Source organism: Psychrobacter sp. 219-2-C (genome assembly GCF_049560815.1).
GTDB classification, from domain to species: domain Bacteria; phylum Pseudomonadota; class Gammaproteobacteria; order Pseudomonadales; family Moraxellaceae; genus Psychrobacter; species Psychrobacter faecalis.
In genome coordinates this window covers 872,166-889,529 of sequence record NZ_CP186933.1, presented here as the reverse complement: position 1 = coordinate 889,529, position 17,364 = coordinate 872,166, and the positions used below count along the sequence as shown (strand labels likewise).

The 17,364-nt window shown below is 44.9% G+C and carries 14 protein-coding genes; 7 read left to right on the top strand and 7 right to left on the bottom strand.

From position 1 onward, the window contains the following. Positions 1-15: 15 nt before the first annotated feature. Both ACPEGP_RS03545 and ACPEGP_RS03540 read right to left on the bottom strand, forming a co-directional pair. Positions 16-525 carry a hypothetical protein gene (locus ACPEGP_RS03545; protein ID WP_288726349.1) on the bottom strand — a complete coding sequence of 170 codons (510 nt, stop codon included), beginning with the start codon at positions 523-525 and terminating at the stop codon, positions 16-18. Positions 526-676: 151 nt separating this feature from the next. Continuing rightward, positions 677-1,618 carry a transaldolase gene (locus ACPEGP_RS03540; protein WP_423813960.1) on the bottom strand — a complete coding sequence of 314 codons (942 nt, stop codon included), beginning with the start codon at positions 1,616-1,618 and terminating at the stop codon, positions 677-679. A 419-nt stretch (positions 1,619-2,037) separates the two neighbouring features. Here ACPEGP_RS03540 and pheA point away from each other — a divergent pair, with 419 nt between their 5' ends. The 6 genes from pheA (at position 2,038) to ACPEGP_RS03510 (ending at position 9,215) form a co-directional block, all read left to right on the top strand. Next, positions 2,038-3,219 (top strand): prephenate dehydratase, encoded by a 1,182-nt coding sequence (pheA, locus tag ACPEGP_RS03535; RefSeq protein ID WP_423813959.1) that lies wholly within the window; start codon positions 2,038-2,040, stop codon positions 3,217-3,219. A 75-nt stretch (positions 3,220-3,294) separates the two neighbouring features. Then, positions 3,295-4,437, top strand: a complete 1,143-nt coding sequence (gene hisC, locus ACPEGP_RS03530) for a histidinol-phosphate transaminase (RefSeq protein WP_423813958.1) — start codon at positions 3,295-3,297, stop codon at positions 4,435-4,437. Between the two features lie 194 nt (positions 4,438-4,631). Then, positions 4,632-6,971 carry a bifunctional prephenate dehydrogenase/3-phosphoshikimate 1-carboxyvinyltransferase gene (locus ACPEGP_RS03525; RefSeq protein ID WP_423814239.1) on the top strand — a complete coding sequence of 780 codons (2,340 nt, stop codon included), beginning with the start codon at positions 4,632-4,634 and terminating at the stop codon, positions 6,969-6,971. Positions 6,972-7,256: 285 nt separating this feature from the next. Next, on the top strand, positions 7,257-8,210 hold the full coding sequence (gene rarD / locus ACPEGP_RS03520) for an EamA family transporter RarD (protein ID WP_423813957.1): 954 nt from the start codon (positions 7,257-7,259) through the stop codon (positions 8,208-8,210). Positions 8,211-8,251: 41 nt separating this feature from the next. Beyond that, on the top strand, positions 8,252-8,659 hold the full coding sequence (gene folB, locus ACPEGP_RS03515; RefSeq protein ID WP_423813956.1) for a dihydroneopterin aldolase: 408 nt from the start codon (positions 8,252-8,254) through the stop codon (positions 8,657-8,659). Positions 8,660-8,663: 4 nt separating this feature from the next. After that, entirely contained in the window at positions 8,664-9,215 is a 552-nt protein-coding gene (locus ACPEGP_RS03510; RefSeq protein WP_423813955.1) for a 2-amino-4-hydroxy-6-hydroxymethyldihydropteridine diphosphokinase, read from the top strand. 142 nt (positions 9,216-9,357) lie between these two features. Here the strand turns inward: ACPEGP_RS03510 and ACPEGP_RS03505 are convergent, their stop codons facing one another. Then, positions 9,358-10,137, bottom strand: a complete 780-nt coding sequence (locus tag ACPEGP_RS03505; protein WP_423813954.1) for a glucose 1-dehydrogenase — start codon at positions 10,135-10,137, stop codon at positions 9,358-9,360. Between the two features lie 103 nt (positions 10,138-10,240). Between ACPEGP_RS03505 and ACPEGP_RS03500 the strand changes: the two genes are divergently transcribed. Then, entirely contained in the window at positions 10,241-10,783 is a 543-nt protein-coding gene (locus ACPEGP_RS03500) for a DUF924 family protein (protein ID WP_423813953.1), read from the top strand. Between the two features lie 244 nt (positions 10,784-11,027). Here ACPEGP_RS03500 and cysE read toward each other — a convergent pair whose 3' ends face one another. The 4 genes from cysE to dnaE all read right to left on the bottom strand — a co-directional run bounded on the left by cysE (position 11,028) and on the right by dnaE (position 17,192). After that, the gene (gene cysE, locus ACPEGP_RS03495; protein WP_423814238.1) at positions 11,028-11,900 is read right to left on the bottom strand and encodes a serine O-acetyltransferase; all 873 of its coding nucleotides are present in this window, start codon (positions 11,898-11,900) and stop codon (positions 11,028-11,030) included. Between the two features lie 244 nt (positions 11,901-12,144). Next, complete coding sequence (locus ACPEGP_RS03490; RefSeq protein WP_423813952.1) at positions 12,145-13,041, bottom strand: RNA methyltransferase; 897 nt, start codon at positions 13,039-13,041, stop codon at positions 12,145-12,147. Continuing rightward, positions 13,041-13,418, bottom strand: coding sequence for an Hpt domain-containing protein (locus ACPEGP_RS03485; RefSeq protein ID WP_423813951.1), 378 nt, complete (start codon positions 13,416-13,418; stop codon positions 13,041-13,043). Before ACPEGP_RS03485 ends, ACPEGP_RS03490 begins: the two co-directional genes overlap by 1 nt. A 57-nt stretch (positions 13,419-13,475) precedes the next feature. After that, positions 13,476-17,192, bottom strand: a complete 3,717-nt coding sequence (dnaE, locus tag ACPEGP_RS03480) for a DNA polymerase III subunit alpha (protein WP_423813950.1) — start codon at positions 17,190-17,192, stop codon at positions 13,476-13,478. Between the last annotated feature and the right edge of the window lie 172 nt (positions 17,193-17,364).

The window sequence follows — 17,364 nt, the reverse complement described above, 5'->3', positions numbered from 1 at the left end:
TCGTTTTACTTTACGCTATTTAGCTTGCTGATAACTTTTACACGCCTGTTCGACGAGCAAGCGACTGATCGTTTTTGGTTTGGTCAGCTTAAAGTCTTTGGTCGTTAATATCGGCATATCAGATTGCCAAGATTTTAATACTTTATCGTCAGCTGCATAATTGACGTAAGCACGCTGATAGTAGCTTGCGTCCTTACATGAGATAAGCCATTGCTGGTCGCTATGATGAATGCTGGTTTCTTTCACTGTTTTATTAGCGCCTTTGTCTTTACTCTCTTTTGCTTTCGCCTCATTTTCTTTAGCGTCTTTTGCGCTATCCTTTGGCGCAGGATAGGTTCTACGAATTGAGACAGTAATGTTTTCGACTTCTTTTTCATCAATAATATGAATGTCTGAGCGTTCGATAGAATCCACATCCAAGCTAAAAATAGAGCCAGTTTGGCTTTTTGAGACCTCTAACCAGTTTGCCGCATAGCCACTCATTGCAAGCGTACTACCTGCTAATATCACTGCTAGCCGTTTCATAATCGAGCCTTGCTTGTTGTTATATAAAGTCGCTTATCATAGCCAACTTGATAGAAGCAGGCAAATTACTTTTATGACAAGGGGTTCATACTGAGACAATCTCAGCACTCGTGATTAGCAGGCAAACGCATAAAATATATAAATATCGCAGTTAATCTCGCATCGCCGCGAGCATTTTCGCAAGCTCATCACGCGCACCGATAAAGCCATCGATACCCTTAGGTAATAAGTCTTGTGTGACCGTATCTTGCTGATAAGCGGCACTGAACTCGTCATGGGTTAAGCTGACCTTCGCCATGTCGGGCAAATCCATTGACATACTTGGTGACAGTTGGCGTGTCACTTCGACATCCATGGCTGCCAGCTCATCAATCAGATTGGGCGCGATGGTCAATAGATCACAACCAGCCAGTGCTAATATTTGCTCGGTCGAGCGGAAACTTGCGCCCATCACTTGGGTCTTATAGCCATGTTGTTTGTAGTATTGGTAAATAAGCTTGACCGATTGCACACCCATATCATCTGAAGCAGGGACATTTTGGCGGTTTTGCTGACGTTTTTGCCAGTCTAAAATACGCCCTACAAAAGGCGAGATTAGGGTCACGCCCGCATCGGCACAAGCAATCGCTTGATGCTGACCGAATAATAACGTCAAGTTGCAGTGAATTCCCTGAGTTTCAAGGTAACGCGCCGCTTCAATACCTTGCCAGGTTGCGGCCATCTTAATCAATACGCGCTCTGAATCAATACCTGCTTTTTGGTAGGCTTCCATAAAGCTGAGCGCTTTATCAATGGTGGCTTGAGTGTCATAAGATAAGCGTGCATCGACTTCGGTTGAAACGCGACCTTCAATCAACGCCAAAATATTACAGCCGATTTGAACGGTTAATTCATCAATCACTGCATCGACATCACCGCGATGGCGACTCATGGTTTCTGACATCAGCGCTTCATTGTCCGGATGAATCAGCGCTTTGGTAATAAGGCTTGGATTGGTCGTGGCATCGATGGGTTTTAGACGCGCAATGGCGGCAAGGTCGCCCGTATCAGCGACAATAGTGGTCATGGTGCGAAGCTGTTGTAATGCGCTCATCAGATATCCTATGATTAATTTACGTTTTGATGTTTTTATTTAGCCGTGTTATTTAGATTGGTTATTTCAGTTAGTTGCTTATGAATTTTCATTGATAAAGCGATTTATCATGGCGGTATGGTGAATTTAACGGCTATCTTTAAACTGTATCATATATTTGGACGGTTGTAGCCTGATAGTTTTATAGGGTATAGCGTTTATCGTGTATAACTGTGCTAAGATTTATGGCAAATTGCTTATTTGCGCGTATTTACGAATGGGCACTGTCGATAGTTTTTGCTATAGTAGAGCCGATCCACTGTTTGGCTCGCTAAACATGAGAACTAAGCGAGCATTTATTATTAAAATAAGCAGGTTACCTAGCTAGTAGACAACAGTCATAAACTTTAGCAATAATTTTAGAAAAAGGATGGGCGGTAATGAGTGAGCAGTCACCAGAGAAAAATGTAGACAATCTAAACCAAACCCCTGCAAGTGTTGATGGGGCTGCAACTGATAAAGCGTTTTTAAACACATTGCGCCAAAGTATTGATGCAGTTGACTGCGAAATTCAAACGCTCATTAATAATCGTGCCAAATTGGCGCAGCAAGTAGCGACGGTAAAAAAAGACCACGTTGCCAATAGTCCTGATGCCGAAAAAACCAATCCTATTTTTTATCGTCCTGAACGTGAAGCGCAAGTGTTAAAGGCGGTGATGGAACGTAATACCGGACCCATTGCCGATGAGAAAATGGCGCGTTTGTTCCGCGAAATCATGTCAGTCTGCCTTGACTTGGAAGCACCGCAACGTATTGCATTTTTGGGCCCTGTCGGCACCTTTACCCATGCCGCCGCTTTAAAGCACTTTGGTAAAGCCGCTGATACCGTGCCGCTAAATACTATTACTGATGTCTTCCGAGAAGTTGAAGCAGGCACAGCAATGTATGGCGTGGTACCAGTTGAAAACTCGTCAGAGGGCGTGGTTAACCATACCTTAGATGGCTTTTTATCTTCTACGCTAAAAATAATCGGTGAAGTTGAGTTGCCTATTCATCAAAACTTCTTGGTTGCTGAACACACCAAAATTGATGGCTTAAGCCGTATCTACTCACATCAGCAGTCATTGGCGCAGTGCCGCCATTGGCTTGATGTCAATTATCCTAATGTCGAGCGTGTGGCGGTATCGAGCAATGGTGAGGCTGCCCGCCGTCTCAAAAACGAATGGCATTCAGCGGCGATTGCCGGTGACGTGGCTGCTGCAGAGTACGATTTACATAAGCTGTATTCAAACATCGAAGACAATCCAAGCAATACCACGCGTTTCCTAATTATCGGTCATGAAGCAATTGCGCCATCGGGTCAAGATAAAACTTCAATCATGGTTTCGGCGCATGATAAAGCAGGCGCATTAATCGAAATCTTAAAGCCCTTGTCTTATCATGGCGTGTCGATGACCAGTATCGAGACGCGTCCTGAACGTCCAAATAAATGGGCTTACGTGTTCTTTATCGATATGGATGGACACATCGAAGACGCAAATGTGAGTGCAGCGATTGCTGATATCCGCCCATTGGTCAAAGATTTGCGTATTTTAGGTTCTTATCCAAAAGCCGTGCTATAAAGCTGGCTTAATAGAATGGTTTTAACAGTAGGGATTCATCAACAGTAAATGCCATATCACATCCAAGGATAAATCATGCAGTCATCTCAGTCGACAGAGTCAAATTTATCACCGCTAGTGCCGACCTATGACAGTATTTTAGAGCTAATGCCTTATCAGACGGGCAAGCCGGTTGAAGAGTTGACACGCGAGTACGGTGTCTCAGATGTGGTCAAGCTTGCTAGTAATGAAAATCCACTGGGCTGCTCACCGCATGTCACGCTTGCGATTACCGAGCAACTGGGTCAGCTGGCACGTTATCCTGATGGCAATGGTTATTATCTCAAACAAGCACTTGCTGACTTTAACGATGTTGGTGTTGAGCAGATTACTTTAGGTAATGGCTCTGATGATTTGCTTGATATCTTAGCGCGTAGTTTTGCTGGCGTCGATGATGCGATTATTTATAGTCAGTATGCTTTTATCGTTTATCCGATGCTGGCCAAAATGCAAGGCGCAAAAGGCGTGGAAGTGCCAGCCAATCGTTTTGGTCATGATTTAAAAGCGATGAGTCAGGCGGTAGCGGACAATCCTAATAGCAAAATAGTCTTTATCGCCAATCCTAATAACCCAACGGGCACGCAGCTTACGCAGCAAGAGTTACGTGCGTTTGTCGCTAGTGTGCCAAGCTCAGTGTTGGTGGTATTAGATGAAGCCTATAACGAATATAGTCCTGAGAGTAATAATAGAGCGCTGCTCGATGAATTTGAGAATGTGGTTATTGTACGTACCTTTTCAAAAGCCTATGGGCTAGCAGGTTTGCGTGTTGGTTATGCGTTAAGCTCAGTCGCTGTCGCCGATTTACTCAATCGCATTCGTCAGCCGTTTAACGTTAGTAGAGTCGCTTTAGCTGCTGCCAATGCTGCGCTTGCAGACCAAGACTTTATTGAAAAAACAAGACTTAATAACCAAGAGCAAATGCGCTGGTTAGAAAAGCAGTTTGATGCCTTGGGGCTAGGGTTTATTAAGTCGCATGCCAACTTTATCATGGTTGAAATAGAAGTTGAGATGGAAGACATAAACGCGGCAGCCATTTATCAAGCATTGCTAGAGCAGGGCGTGATAGTGCGTCCATTAGCAGGTTATGGTTTGCCCAATTGGTTGCGTATTACGGTAGGGGTTGCAGAAGATAATATGCGCCTGATTGATACCTTGCGCTCAATATTGACTGAAGATTAATAAAAAAGTAGTTATCCCTATTTTAATCAAAAAATAAAACAATTTTACGACGCCGATATCAGTATGTTTTATGCCTACTGATGCTGGTTTGTTGAAAGAGAAACGCCGTGAGTCGCCAGCAAAACAATCTTAGCAATCAAAATATAAGTAATCAAAACCTAAGCAATCAACCCATAACCAACCAAAACAATCATATGCAATCGTCTATATATACTCAGCCGCCATTATTTGAGCAAGTCTGTGTTATCGGTCTAGGGCTGATTGGCGCGAGTCTTGCCCAAGCCATCAAAGACCTTGGTTTAAGTGCGCGCTTGGTGGCGGTTGATCGACATGCACCAAGCATCGATGAAGCCATGGAATATGGTTTGCTAGATGCGGGTAGTGCCGTCTTAAGTGAAGTGGTATCGGGCAGCGACCTAATTATCATTGCCGTGCCAGTGCAAGCGGTAAAGGCTGTGTTTGTCGATATCAAAACCGCGATGGATAACGGACAGCTTGCTGCTGATTGCCTCATTACCGACGTCTGTAGTACCAAGGTTAATATCATTGAGGCGGCAAAAGCGGTCTTTAGCTCGCTACCAACGGGGTTTGTCCCTGCGCATCCGATTGCTGGGGCGGAAAATTCAGGCTATCATGCCAGGCGCGCCACTCTATTCGTCAATCATAGCGTGATTATCTGCGAGCTGCCAACGACCAATGATAACGCTGTTGCTAAGCTGCGGCAGTTATGGGAGGCGGTAGGTGCGACGGTCATGCCTATGGCGGCTGAACGTCATGACGCAATATTGGCACATACCAGTCATCTGCCGCATCTGCTGGCGTTTAATTTGGTTGAGCAGTTGGCAAGTCATGATGACAATTTAGATATGTTTCGCTATGCCGCAGGCGGTTTTCGCGACTTTAGCCGTATTGCCGCCAGCGACCCTAAAATGTGGCATGATATATTTTTTGCCAACCAAAGCGCGATTATAAGCGCTCTTGACGAGTATGGCGTTTATCTACAGAATATGCGCCAGCTTATCATTGATAAAGATTCGACCGCCCTCATGGGGCTTTTGGGCCGCGCGCAAGCCGCACGGCGACATTTTGGCCATATGTTAGCCAGCACCCCTTATACGGATACTTCTGCCATGTCAGCTTCTTATAATATTACTCCTAGCAACACCGTCTCTGGCACCATTACTATTCCTGGTGATAAATCTATCTCGCATCGCAGTATAATGCTTGGTAGCCTTGCCACAGGTGTCACCAACGTCACAGGGTTTTTGGAAGGAGAGGATGCGCTAGCTACCTTGCAAGCATTTCGTGATATGGGCGTGAGCATTGAAGGCCCTGATAAAGGTAAATTAACCATTCATGGCGTCGGTATGAATGGTCTAAAACCAAGCAAAACGCCCTTATACATGGGCAACTCAGGCACCAGTATGCGCCTGCTTGCCGGTATTTTAGCAGCGCAGTCATTTGATAGTGTATTGACAGGCGATACCAGTCTAAATAAGCGTCCGATGGAACGTGTGGCCGCACCATTACGTGAAATGGGTGCCGTCATTCAAAGTACCGGTCATAATGGTACCGCACCGCTTAGCATTACGGGTCGAGCGAATGTTGGTGAGCCGCTCCAAGGTATGGAATATGATATGCCAGTTGCCTCTGCACAGGTTAAGTCTTGCTTATTATTGGCGGGACTTTGGGCAGAAGGTACCACGACCGTTATTCAACCTGAAGTTAGCCGCGATCATACCGAACGTATGCTCTCAGCCTTTGGTTATCCTGTGACGGTTGATGGCAATCGTGTCAGCGTCGAAGGTGGTGGCACGCTCACAGGCGGTGACATTGCTGTGCCTGCTGATATCTCATCGGCGGCATTCTTTATGGTAGCCGCAGCCATCAGTCAAGGCAGCGAGCTGACCCTAACGCAAGTGGGTATTAATCCGACGCGTACGGGTATCATTGATATCTTAAAATTGATGAATGCTGATATTAGCCTAAGCAATGAAACCCATGTCGGCGGCGAGCCAGTCGCTGATATCACTGTTCGCAGCTCAAGCCTAAAAGGTATCGAGATTCCAGAATATTTAGTACCTTTAGCGATTGATGAGTTTCCCGTATTATTTATCGCTGCCAGCTGTGCCCAAGGTCGTACGGTGTTAACCGGTGCAAAAGAGTTGCGCGTGAAAGAGTCCGATCGTATCGCCGTGATGGCAGATGGTCTACAAACGCTAGGTATTGATTGTACGGTGACTGAAGATGGTTTGATTATTGAAGGTAAAGGTATTGAAGGTAAGGGCATTGAAAGTAAAGGCGGTGAAGGTCAAAATGACGCTGTAAATAACAGCCAACCTGTCTTTGGTGGCGGGCATATCACCTCGCATCATGACCATCGCATTGCCATGAGTTTTGCGGTTGCAAGCTTACGTGCAGCGAAGCAGATTACCATTGAAGGCGTTGAAACCGTCAATACCAGCTTCCCAGGATTTGCTGAGCTTGCCAATCAAACCGGTATGTCTATCAAGGTTGATAATGGGGAGGCTTAATATTGAAGTTGTTATTTACCTGAAAAAAATATTATTAACTTCTAAAGTTTAAAGCTTTATCTTCTGGATCTGTTAAAGTCCAAAAGCTAAATTTTTAAACTTGTTATAAAATTTATTTAATAATAGTTGTTGTCGTGAGCAATGTGTTGATACTTAGTTGGTATCAACGCATTGCTTTTTACTTTCTATCCTCTACGTAGTAACCCTGCGCCCTTACTTTTATCATTTGATATTGGTTTAAAAATAGGTAAGGGCGCGCTTTGCTCTAAAAAGTTGTATCGTCTTATGGCCACTCAAAATGTTGTCAAAAAACCCGTTGCTCCTATTCAAACCACCAGACGCGGTATTGCCACCGCGCTAACAGCGTTCTTTATTTGGGGTGCATTTCCGTTATACTTTAAGCAGCTCGCTGCTTATGATGCGACCGAGATTATCGGCCATCGCATTATATGGACCTTTGCCTGCTTGCTTATCGTATTGGTGCTGACCAAGCGCTGGCAGTGGATTGATACGCTAAAGCAAAACCCGAGATGGATAGCATTTTCTTTTATATCGGGGTTGATTATTGCGACCAACTGGCTGACTTATGTATGGGCAGTCAACCACGACCGCATTCTTGAGGCCAGTTTGGGGTATTTTATCGGACCATTGGTCGGCGTGGCGCTCTCGATGATTTTATTTAAAGAGCGTTTGCGCCCCTTGCAATGGGTAGCTATTGGTTTTGCGCTATTGTCCGTGCTGATTCAAGTCGTTATGATTGGTAGCCTGCCATGGATATCGCTGATTTTAGCCTTTAGTTTTAGTACTTACGGCACCATCCAGCGCCAAACACCGCTCACGGCGGTCGATGCCATGTTTGTAGAAACCACCATGTTAGTACCGATCTGTTTATGGTGGTTTTGGCAAGCGGACGTGGTGAGTAGTCAGTTAAGTTTTTGGTTTACCTCAAACATTTGGCTGCTGATGCTGGCAGGTCCGATTACGCTGATACCATTATTGCTGTTTAATAAATCGACTAAGATGGTTGCTTTTAGTATTCTAAGCTTTATGAATTATCTGACCCCGACCTTTATTTTCTTCTTAGCGGTATTTTATTATAACGAGCCTTTTGATTTACATCGTCTGGCGGTATTTGGTTTGATTTGGCTTGGGTTATTATTATTCAGTATTGACCTATGGCGGCATCGTCCGAGTAAAGCGTTAAAAGCTGCGCGCCTGCGCGACGAGGCGTTATTGTAAAATTGTTTTAAAATAAAAGCATAATAAATAAGGATGAGTGCATGTTTCATACCGAATCTGATGTGGTATTTGTCAAAGGCTTAACAGTAGAGGCGGTGATTGGTGTCTATGAGTGGGAGCGCGCTATTACGCAGCCACTCCTGATTGACATAGCGCTTGAAACGGATATTAATAAAGCGGCTGTGTCAGACGATGTTAATGATGCGCTCAATTACAAAGCGGTCTGCGATGATGTGAGCGCATGGTGCCAAGCCATTCAAGCGCAGCTGCTTGAGCATTTGGCTGGTCAAATCGCTGATAAGCTACTGGCAAAATATAACTGTCATAAAATAACGCTCAGCGTTGCCAAGCCAACTGCTATTCAACAAGCGGATGCGGTTGGGGTGCAGATCACCCGTTATGCCAAAGGTTTATCAGCAGCCGAATCCAATGTAAACCAAGATAGTTAATCTGATGACACATAGAGCATTGGCTGATTTGAATCTTGAAGACTTAAAACAGTGCGCGCCTGAACAGCTGCAAACGCATTCTGTATCGGCAGTGCTGCTCGCCCTCGGTAGTAATTATCAAGCTGAGAAATACTTACCACGCGCTCGAGAACAGCTTACGGCTTTAGGTGAAATACAGCTATCAACGGCATTTCAAAATCCTGATTTTACCGCGACACCTGAGCTACCAAAACCTGACTATACCAATCAGTGTGTTTATTTAACCCTTACTTCTGCCATGACCCTGCAGCAGTTGCAGCAGACTTTTAAAAAAATTGAGAGTGATTGCGGTAGACAGCGTTGCTCTGAATCAATAAAAAACTCTATAAAAAAAGTCGCTATGGATATCGATATTTTACTAATAAAATTAGGCGATAGAAAAAATAGCCTAAGTAATAATTTAGCGCCTAAAAAAATAGTCAAAAATTCAGAGCAATGGATAATCATGGCAGATCGTTATCCATTTAAGACCCATGAAAGGGCAGGGGTTGAAGAGTTGATTTTGAGTGGGCTTTAAAGAAGTTAAATGCAGTGGCTGAGCTGTTATTAAGAATAAGTCAAAGCTATTAAATCCTTAGTATTTTCCTTCAAGTATCTAAAAACAAAAGCCGGGTACTACCCAGCTTTTATCTAATTCATATGGTTTAGCGCAAAAATCCTTACTGCGCCGTCAAACCGCCATCAATAATAAATTCTGAACCTGTTGAGTAGCTCGATTCATCTGACGCTAAAAATAGTACCATACCGCTGACTTCTTCCGGCTGCGCCACACGTCTCATCGGAATGGTTTTGGCAAAAGCTTCAACTGCATCTTTGGTATCGCCTTGCATAATCATTGGTGTAGCGATGACGCCTGGGTGAATGGAGTTCACACGTATGCCATAAGGGACGCACTCTAATGCCGCCGCTTTGGTCATACCGCGTACCGCAAATTTAGAATCGGTATAACCGATAGCGCCGCCAACCAAACCGTTAATCGATGAGATATTGATGATAGAGCCTTGCTTAGCGGCTTTCATCGTTGGAATAACTGCTTTCATGCCTAAAAAGACCGATACTTGGTTAATCTCTAAAATCTTGCGATAGTCTTCCAAAGAAGTATCCAAGATAGATTTGTGCGTGGTAATACCCGCGTTATTTACTAAGACATCGATTTGACCAAATTTTACCTGTGTTTCTTTAACGACTTGTTCCCAATCATCTTCATTGGTGACATCATGTTTGATAAATAGCGCATCAGCGCCAAGTTCGGCGGCCAAGGCATCGCCTTTATCAGAATTGATGTCGGTCAAGACGACTTTAGCACCCTCCGCCATACATAAACGCGCATGAGTTTCGCCCATGCCTTGAGCTGCGCCCGTGATGATGATAACTTTGTCTTGTAAACGCGTAATGATAGTGCCTTTTTTTATTATGAATAATAAAAGAGTATAAGACAAAACGACTAAATATTCATTAACAGTTATATAGTCTTGACTGCATATTTTATCTTTTAAACAATGCTTTTAAAGCATAGCTTTAAATCATGATAGTGAGAAAACGATGTACAACGATATATTGGATTTTTGTTTTAATGAGGCAGGTAGTGAGAAGTTTTTTGAAAAAGACTTAGCGTTTGATAAGTTATTAATAGAGCGCTACAGCGATATACTTGAGCAAGCAGCGGCGGCAGAGTTTTATACGTGGCGTAGCAGCATACAAGGGCGCTTAGCAGAAATTATTATATTAGACCAGTTCTCGCGCAATATTTACCGTAATACGCCAGCGGCTTTTGCCCAAGATGCGATGTGCCTTGTACTTGCGCAAGAGGCGGTAGCTGCCGGAGCATTAGAGGCGCTTGAAACGGTGGATGAACGTAAGTTTGTATTGATGCCTTATATGCACAGTGAATCAAAACTGATTCATCAGCAAGCAGAAAAGTTATTTAAACAATATACCAATGCAGACACCATAGATGCTGAGCTCAAACACAAAGTAATTATCGATCGATTTGGCCGTTATCCGCATCGTAATGACATTTTAGGACGGGTGTCGAGTAGCGAAGAAATAGAGTTTTTGACCCAGCCTGACTCGTCATTTTTATAAATGTTGTCTGTTAACTATAGTGAGTAAAAAGTAATATCGTTACATCACGCACTGCTGATATCCATTTTTCTTGCTTGCTGTGCCTGCGCAGACAGAGGCTACAAAAAATTGCTATCAGCAATACCGTCGCGTTTTTAGAATATTTTGACGATAGCTAGTCGTTAAAGTGCTATTTCTCAATTGGCTAAAATAAGAAAGAGGTTGTTTGGTCTCTTTTTATTTAATCTCCAAGCTAGCGAGCAATTTATTTCTGCTTAGTGCCAGCTGCATCCATATCAGCACGACCGATGACATCTAAGTCTTCTAAGCACAGTTTATCGTATTCTTTTTTGCAAAAGTTTGGGTCTATCTTGCACATGGCCGCTTGTAGTTGATCGAGTCGATTTTCTGATTGCTGGATATGTTCGAGCATTTTAGCAAAGGCTTCAGCCACAGGGTCTTGCGATGAAGGATCAATCCCATAAGCCTGAAACGCTGTCGCTCGTGCAGTGTTAGAAGTAGGGTCTTTTTCTTGCTGGTTGGCGGTTGCACCTGCTTGCGCGGCTTTTTCTTGTTGTTTGGCGTCCTGTACTTTGGTTGTAATAGGATTGCCTTTTTCGTCATGATGGTCTGAAATCATACGGGCGGCGCTACCAACCATCGTTGCACCTGCGGGTACAGGTTTGACTACTACCGCATTTGAGCCGATTTTAGCGCCTTTACCAACCGTAAATGGTCCTAATACTTTGGCACCAGCACCGACAATGACTCCGTCCTCTAAAGTAGGATGACGTTTGCCATTATTCCATGAAACGCCGCCAAGGGTGACGCCGTGATAAAGGGTAACGTCGTTGCCAATCTCAGCCGTTTCACCAATCACTACGCCGACGCCATGGTCAATAAAAAAACGCTTGCCGATTTTAGCGGCAGGATGAATCTCAATGCCAGTGATGATACGCGAGCCATAAGAGACGGCGCGCGCCGCCAGTTTTTGCTCATTTTGCCAAAGACAATGCGCGCCGCGATGTAAAATCAGGGCGTGAATGCCAGGGTAGGTCAAGATGACTTCTAGGCTATTACGCGCAGCAGGGTCGCGATTGAATACCGCTTCGACATCTTCTTGTAGGTCTTTTTTGATACGGGCAAGCGATTTGAACAAGGAGGTTGGCAATGACATAAAGCGTCCTATCGATTGTCAGAAAAATACTGTCGGGAAAATAGTGTCAGAAAAATCACAATGACATCTTTTAAAGTTATAACAGCTTTGAGTTGTAAAATACAGTGTTGTCTTATCTGTGTGGCTCAGGCTTCTATCTGTTCAAAGACAAGTCCCGCAAATAAATGATAAATGGCGCTAACAACGTAATGACAAAACCATTTTTCTAATGTTTGCTAAGCTTAGCAATCAGTGCGCTTAATAGCTGATATTCTTTTTGATCCAGCTGCACGCGTGAGCCAAGTCGCGACAGTCGCGCTGGCAATGATTTCAAATGTTCGCTGTCGGCCAAGCCGCGCTGAACCATCAAATCAGTGGTACGCTGAATGAGCTGTTGTAGTTGCTGCTGGGTGATGGCCGGTTCATCCCATTGTTGACGTAAATGCACGTCTAATATGGGCTGAACTGGGTTTACATCGTCTAAGCTTTCATCAGGGTTTTGAGCATGGGTTTGCGCATCAGCAAAGATAAAGCTGGCAATGACCTGTACGGCAGAGGCAACATTGAGCACCGGATAAGCGGGATTGGCATCGATTTGAATATGATAATCGGCGTACGCCAGCTCTTCGTTGGTTAAGCCTCGGTCTTCACGACCAAATAAGATAGCGATGTTGGGCTTGCTAATAGCTTGCGGGCTTTCACTATTATTTGCTAAATTAAGCGCAGTTTGCTTATCGATAAAGTCAAACATGATTTTGGCCGCTTGCGTCGGTGTGACCACAGGACGCGGCATGTGACGGCTACGGCTGCTGGCCGCAAATACCAGTTGGCAATCCGCTATTGCCGATTCTAACGTCGGCGTTATGGTGGCTGACGTTAATAATTCACTACCGCCTGCCGCATGCGAAACACTGGTTTCATCAATGGGTAGCTTGGGGTCAACGACGGTCAGACGCGATAGACCCATGGTGTGCATGGCGCGCGCCGCTGAGCCAATATTGGCAGGTAAAGTGGTATTGACCATAACGATTTGTAAGCAAGACAGATAATCGCTTACCGTATGGCGGGCGGTTGAATTTGCTAAGCTTGTATTTAATAATAATGAGGCAGAGTCGTTACGCATTATAGCCCCAGTCTTTGTTTGATTTCTTGTTCAACCCGTTGTAATGCTACGGCGACGTCTTCAACTAATCCAGCTTGGTTACCAATAAGGCGCTCGCGGCACGCTTCTTGTAATTGGCTACTAATGCGAGTTAACTGAGTTGCGCCCAAATTGGCACTGGCACCTTTTAGCGCATGAGCAAGCTCATAACCGTTGGCGTTATCATCCTCTTGTTGTGCGCGTCTTAGTTTGACAATGCGCTCGTGACTGTCAGTAAAATACACTTGTATCAAATCAACAAAGTCCTCTTCTAACAACTCACGCATATCATCAAACTGTTCGTCGTTGATAATCTCGTCATCAGTTTGCGTATTTGTATTGTTAGGATGTTCAGTCATAATCATGTGTCCAATATTTTAAAAGTTAAAGTGCTCAGCTTAGCTACTATCAAAGTATTAGCTATAATGAAAATGTAAATTGTCTTCATTAACCATGCTCTTTAATTGCTGTAAATTGTCATCGTTAGGGTAGATGCGCCAATGCTCAGATAGCCCGACATTGGCAATACCGTATTCTTCATAAATGCTCAGCCCAAGCGGCAAGCAGTTATCATTAATAGAAGCATCGGTGTTGCTAAGGGCATTATTAGCATAGCCGCCGTTTTGCAGCGCATCTTGCTGCATGTCATTTTCTAACGCTAATAAATCATTGCCGTTTTCATCGTATAAGCTGCCACCCATCGCTGGGTCATAAGCGCTGTTACCACTGCCACCATTATTACCTTGCTCGTCCTGCTCATCGTTATAAGACAAGCGCGGCGCTGGTATGATGTCTGCTTGAGCGGATTTTAGCAAAGGCTGCATACGCGTGAGCAGATTAATATCGCTACCGTGGACTTTAATGCTAATTTTTTTCATCCAACGCAGGCGCGCGTCAACCATACTCATGGCATTATCAAGGCGGGCAAAAATGCGCCCGTCACGCTCACGGATACTGCCTTTAATGACGACAACTTCGTCAATCTTCAACTGCTCTTTGACACGATTAAAGCGCTCGGCATAACAGCTGACTTCTAAACGTGAGGTGCCATCGTCTAAAGTGATGACGTTACGCGTACCGAAATTGGCGATATCGATAATCAAGCCTGCAAAGTAGCAGCTACCGTTATAACCCGTGTCTGCCAGCTTATCGAGGCGAGCGCCGGAGGTATAACGTTTAAGCTCATCGCGATATTCATCGATAGGATGTCCAGTTAAGTATAAACCTAAGGTATTTTTTTCCGCTTTCAGGCGGTGTTTATCACCCCAAATCAGCTCTGGCGTCATGACCAGTGGCGGCGCTGCGACCACGCCATCCATTTCACCGAACAAGTCCATCATGCCAAGCTCATTGTTTTGGCGGTCTTGTTCCGCAGCTTGTACGGCGCTTGGCAGTTGACTCATCAGCGCCCCGCGAATCTCGTATGCTTCGTCGCTTGGCAAGTCTGGTCGTAAAGTCGCGGCAAAATCATCAAAACAGCCCGCACTGACTAAGGCTTCCAATGTACGTTTATTGACTTTTTTAATATCAACGCGGCGGCAAAAGTCGTATAAATCTTTAAACGGTCCTTCACGTCGGCGCGCCTCAACGATAGACTCAACCGCCCCTTCACCAACACCTTTAATCGCACCCAAGCCATAAATAATATTGGTCGGCGTATCGGCGACAAAATGCCACTCACTACGGTTTACCGATGGATTAACGACGGTCAAACCAAAATTTTCACGGCAATCATTGATAAAGAACACCACGTTATCAGTGTTGTTCATATCAGAGGTCAGTACCGCCGCCATAAATTCGGCAGGGTAGTACTGCTTTAGATAAGCAGTCTGATAAGCAAGGACGCCATAAGCAGCAGAATGCGAGCGGTTAAAACCGTAACCGGCGAACTTTTCCATCAAGTCAAAGACGCCGCCCGATGTCGCTTCATCGATGCCTTGCGCGGTCGCACCCGTGACAAAAATATCGCGCTGTTTGGCCATTTCCTCAGGTTTTTTCTTACCCATGGCGCGGCGTAGCATATCCGCGCCGCCCAAACTGTAACCAGCCATAACCTGCGAGATTTGCATCACCTGTTCTTGATAAACAATAACACCGTTGGTATTTTCTAAAATTGGCTCAAGGTTAGGATGGTCATAGATGACTTCCTCGCGGCCATGCTTACGGTCGATATACATCTCAACCATGCCTGCATCGAGTGGACCCGGACGATAGAGCGCACACATGGCAATGACGTCTTCGATATTGGTTGGTTGTAATTTTGATAGATATTTTTTCATACCCATACTTTCTAACTGAAAGACAGCCGTGGTTTTGGCTTCTTGCAGCAGCTTATAGGCTTTTTTGTCATCTAAGGGCAAGTCCTCTAACACTAGAGCTTCTTTGCCTTCGCGGGCGCGGCGCAGATTGATGTTTTCTACTGCGGCGTTAATCACCGTTAAGTTACGTAAACCTAAAAAGTCAAACTTGACCAGCCCAACGGCTTCGACGTCGTCTTTATCAAACTGACTGACGCGGTGACCTTCGTCATCACAGTAAATCGCGCTAAAGTCAGTAATTTTATGGGGAGCGATGAGGACGCCACCCGCATGCTTACCAACGTTTCGACAGACGCCTTCGAGTTTAATCGCCATTTCCCAAATCTCAATGGCATCTTCATAGTCCATATTATCGGGGTTGGAGATTAAGTCTTTTAGCTGCGGCTCTTGTTCAAGTGCTTGGCTAAGCGTAATTCCTGGGGTTTTTGGAATCAATTTGGAGATTTTATTGGCCAAAAAGTATGATTTGCTTTGTACCCGCGCCACGTCTCGTACCACCGCTTTTGCTGCCATGGTACCAAAGGTAATAATTTGCGACACCGCTTCACGGCCATAGGTTTGTGCCACATAATCAATCACGCGGTCACGACCTTCAATACAAAAGTCAATATCGAAGTCAGGCATAGAAACACGTTCAGGATTTAAGAAGCGCTCAAATAACAAGTCGTAATGAATGGGGTCGAGGTCAGTAATATTGAGCGCATAAGCGACCAAAGAGCCAGCACCAGAACCACGACCGGGTCCAACCGGTACGCCGTTGGCTTTTGCCCAGCGGATAAAGTCCATGACGATTAAGAAGTAACCGGGGAAGCCCATCGATAAGATCACTTCAAGCTCATATTCTAAGCGCTCATCGTACTTTTGGCGAAAGTCACTCCAATTGTCAGTACGTGCTTCAATCGGAAAGAGCTTATCCAATCGATGATTAAGACCGCGTATTGATTCGGCGCGGAAAAACGATTCAATCGTTTCACCTTCGGGCACGGGAAATTCAGGCAGGACATTAATGCCAAGGGTCAAAGTCACATTACAGCGCGTGGCTAAGCGTAAAGTGTTAGCAATGACCTGTGGAATATCGGCAAACAGTGCCGTCATTTCCTGCTGGGTTTTTAAATACTGCTCATCTGAATACAGCCGTGGACGATTGGGGTCGGCAAGGACATAAGAGCCTGCGATACAAACGCGCGCTTCGTGGGCGTCAAAATCATCTCGCTCTAAGAAACGCACATCGTTGTGAGCAATAATAGGAATACGATGCTTGGCACCGGCATGAATAGCCGCTTTTATAAAAGCGTCTTCACCCGAGCGATTAGTGCGCTTAATAGCAAAATACAAGCGATCATCAAACTGTACTTGCCATTCTGTCAGCAGCTCGTCAGCTTTTTCTGGCATAGAACTCACCAATGCCTGACCGACATCGGATTTTTCGGTAAATAAAACAATGACACCAGCGGCGTGCTCTAAAACATGGCGACGCTCAACCACTGGGACCCCATGATTGGCAGCATCGGCGCGCCCCTCGGTAAAGCCAAGGGAGACAATGCGGGTGATATTTTGATAACCCTCATTGTCCATCGCCAGTAGCACCAAGCGCGTGTCCTCATTATCCATAATGATTTCACTGCCGATAATGGGCTTGATACCCGCGCCTAAGCAAGCACGATAAAACTTCACCGTCGCATAAAGGTTGGATAAATCAGTCAATGCCAGCGCACTCTGATCGTCCGCCGCTGCCGCTTTAATCAGCGGCTTGATGCGCACGATAGAATCGGTAATGGAATATTCGCTGTGGATGCCAAGGTGTACAAATGCCATAGAAGACTCTTACTGGTGCAATCAAAAGGGAATAAGCTGTATGATAATAAATTTTTTATTATCAATGCCTTATGGTTTTTTAAGAAGTGTTAGGACGCGAAAATTGATATTTTGAGCTTTTAAAGCTGGTCGTCAATAATAGCATTATTTGGCGCAGACAGCCACCGATTCA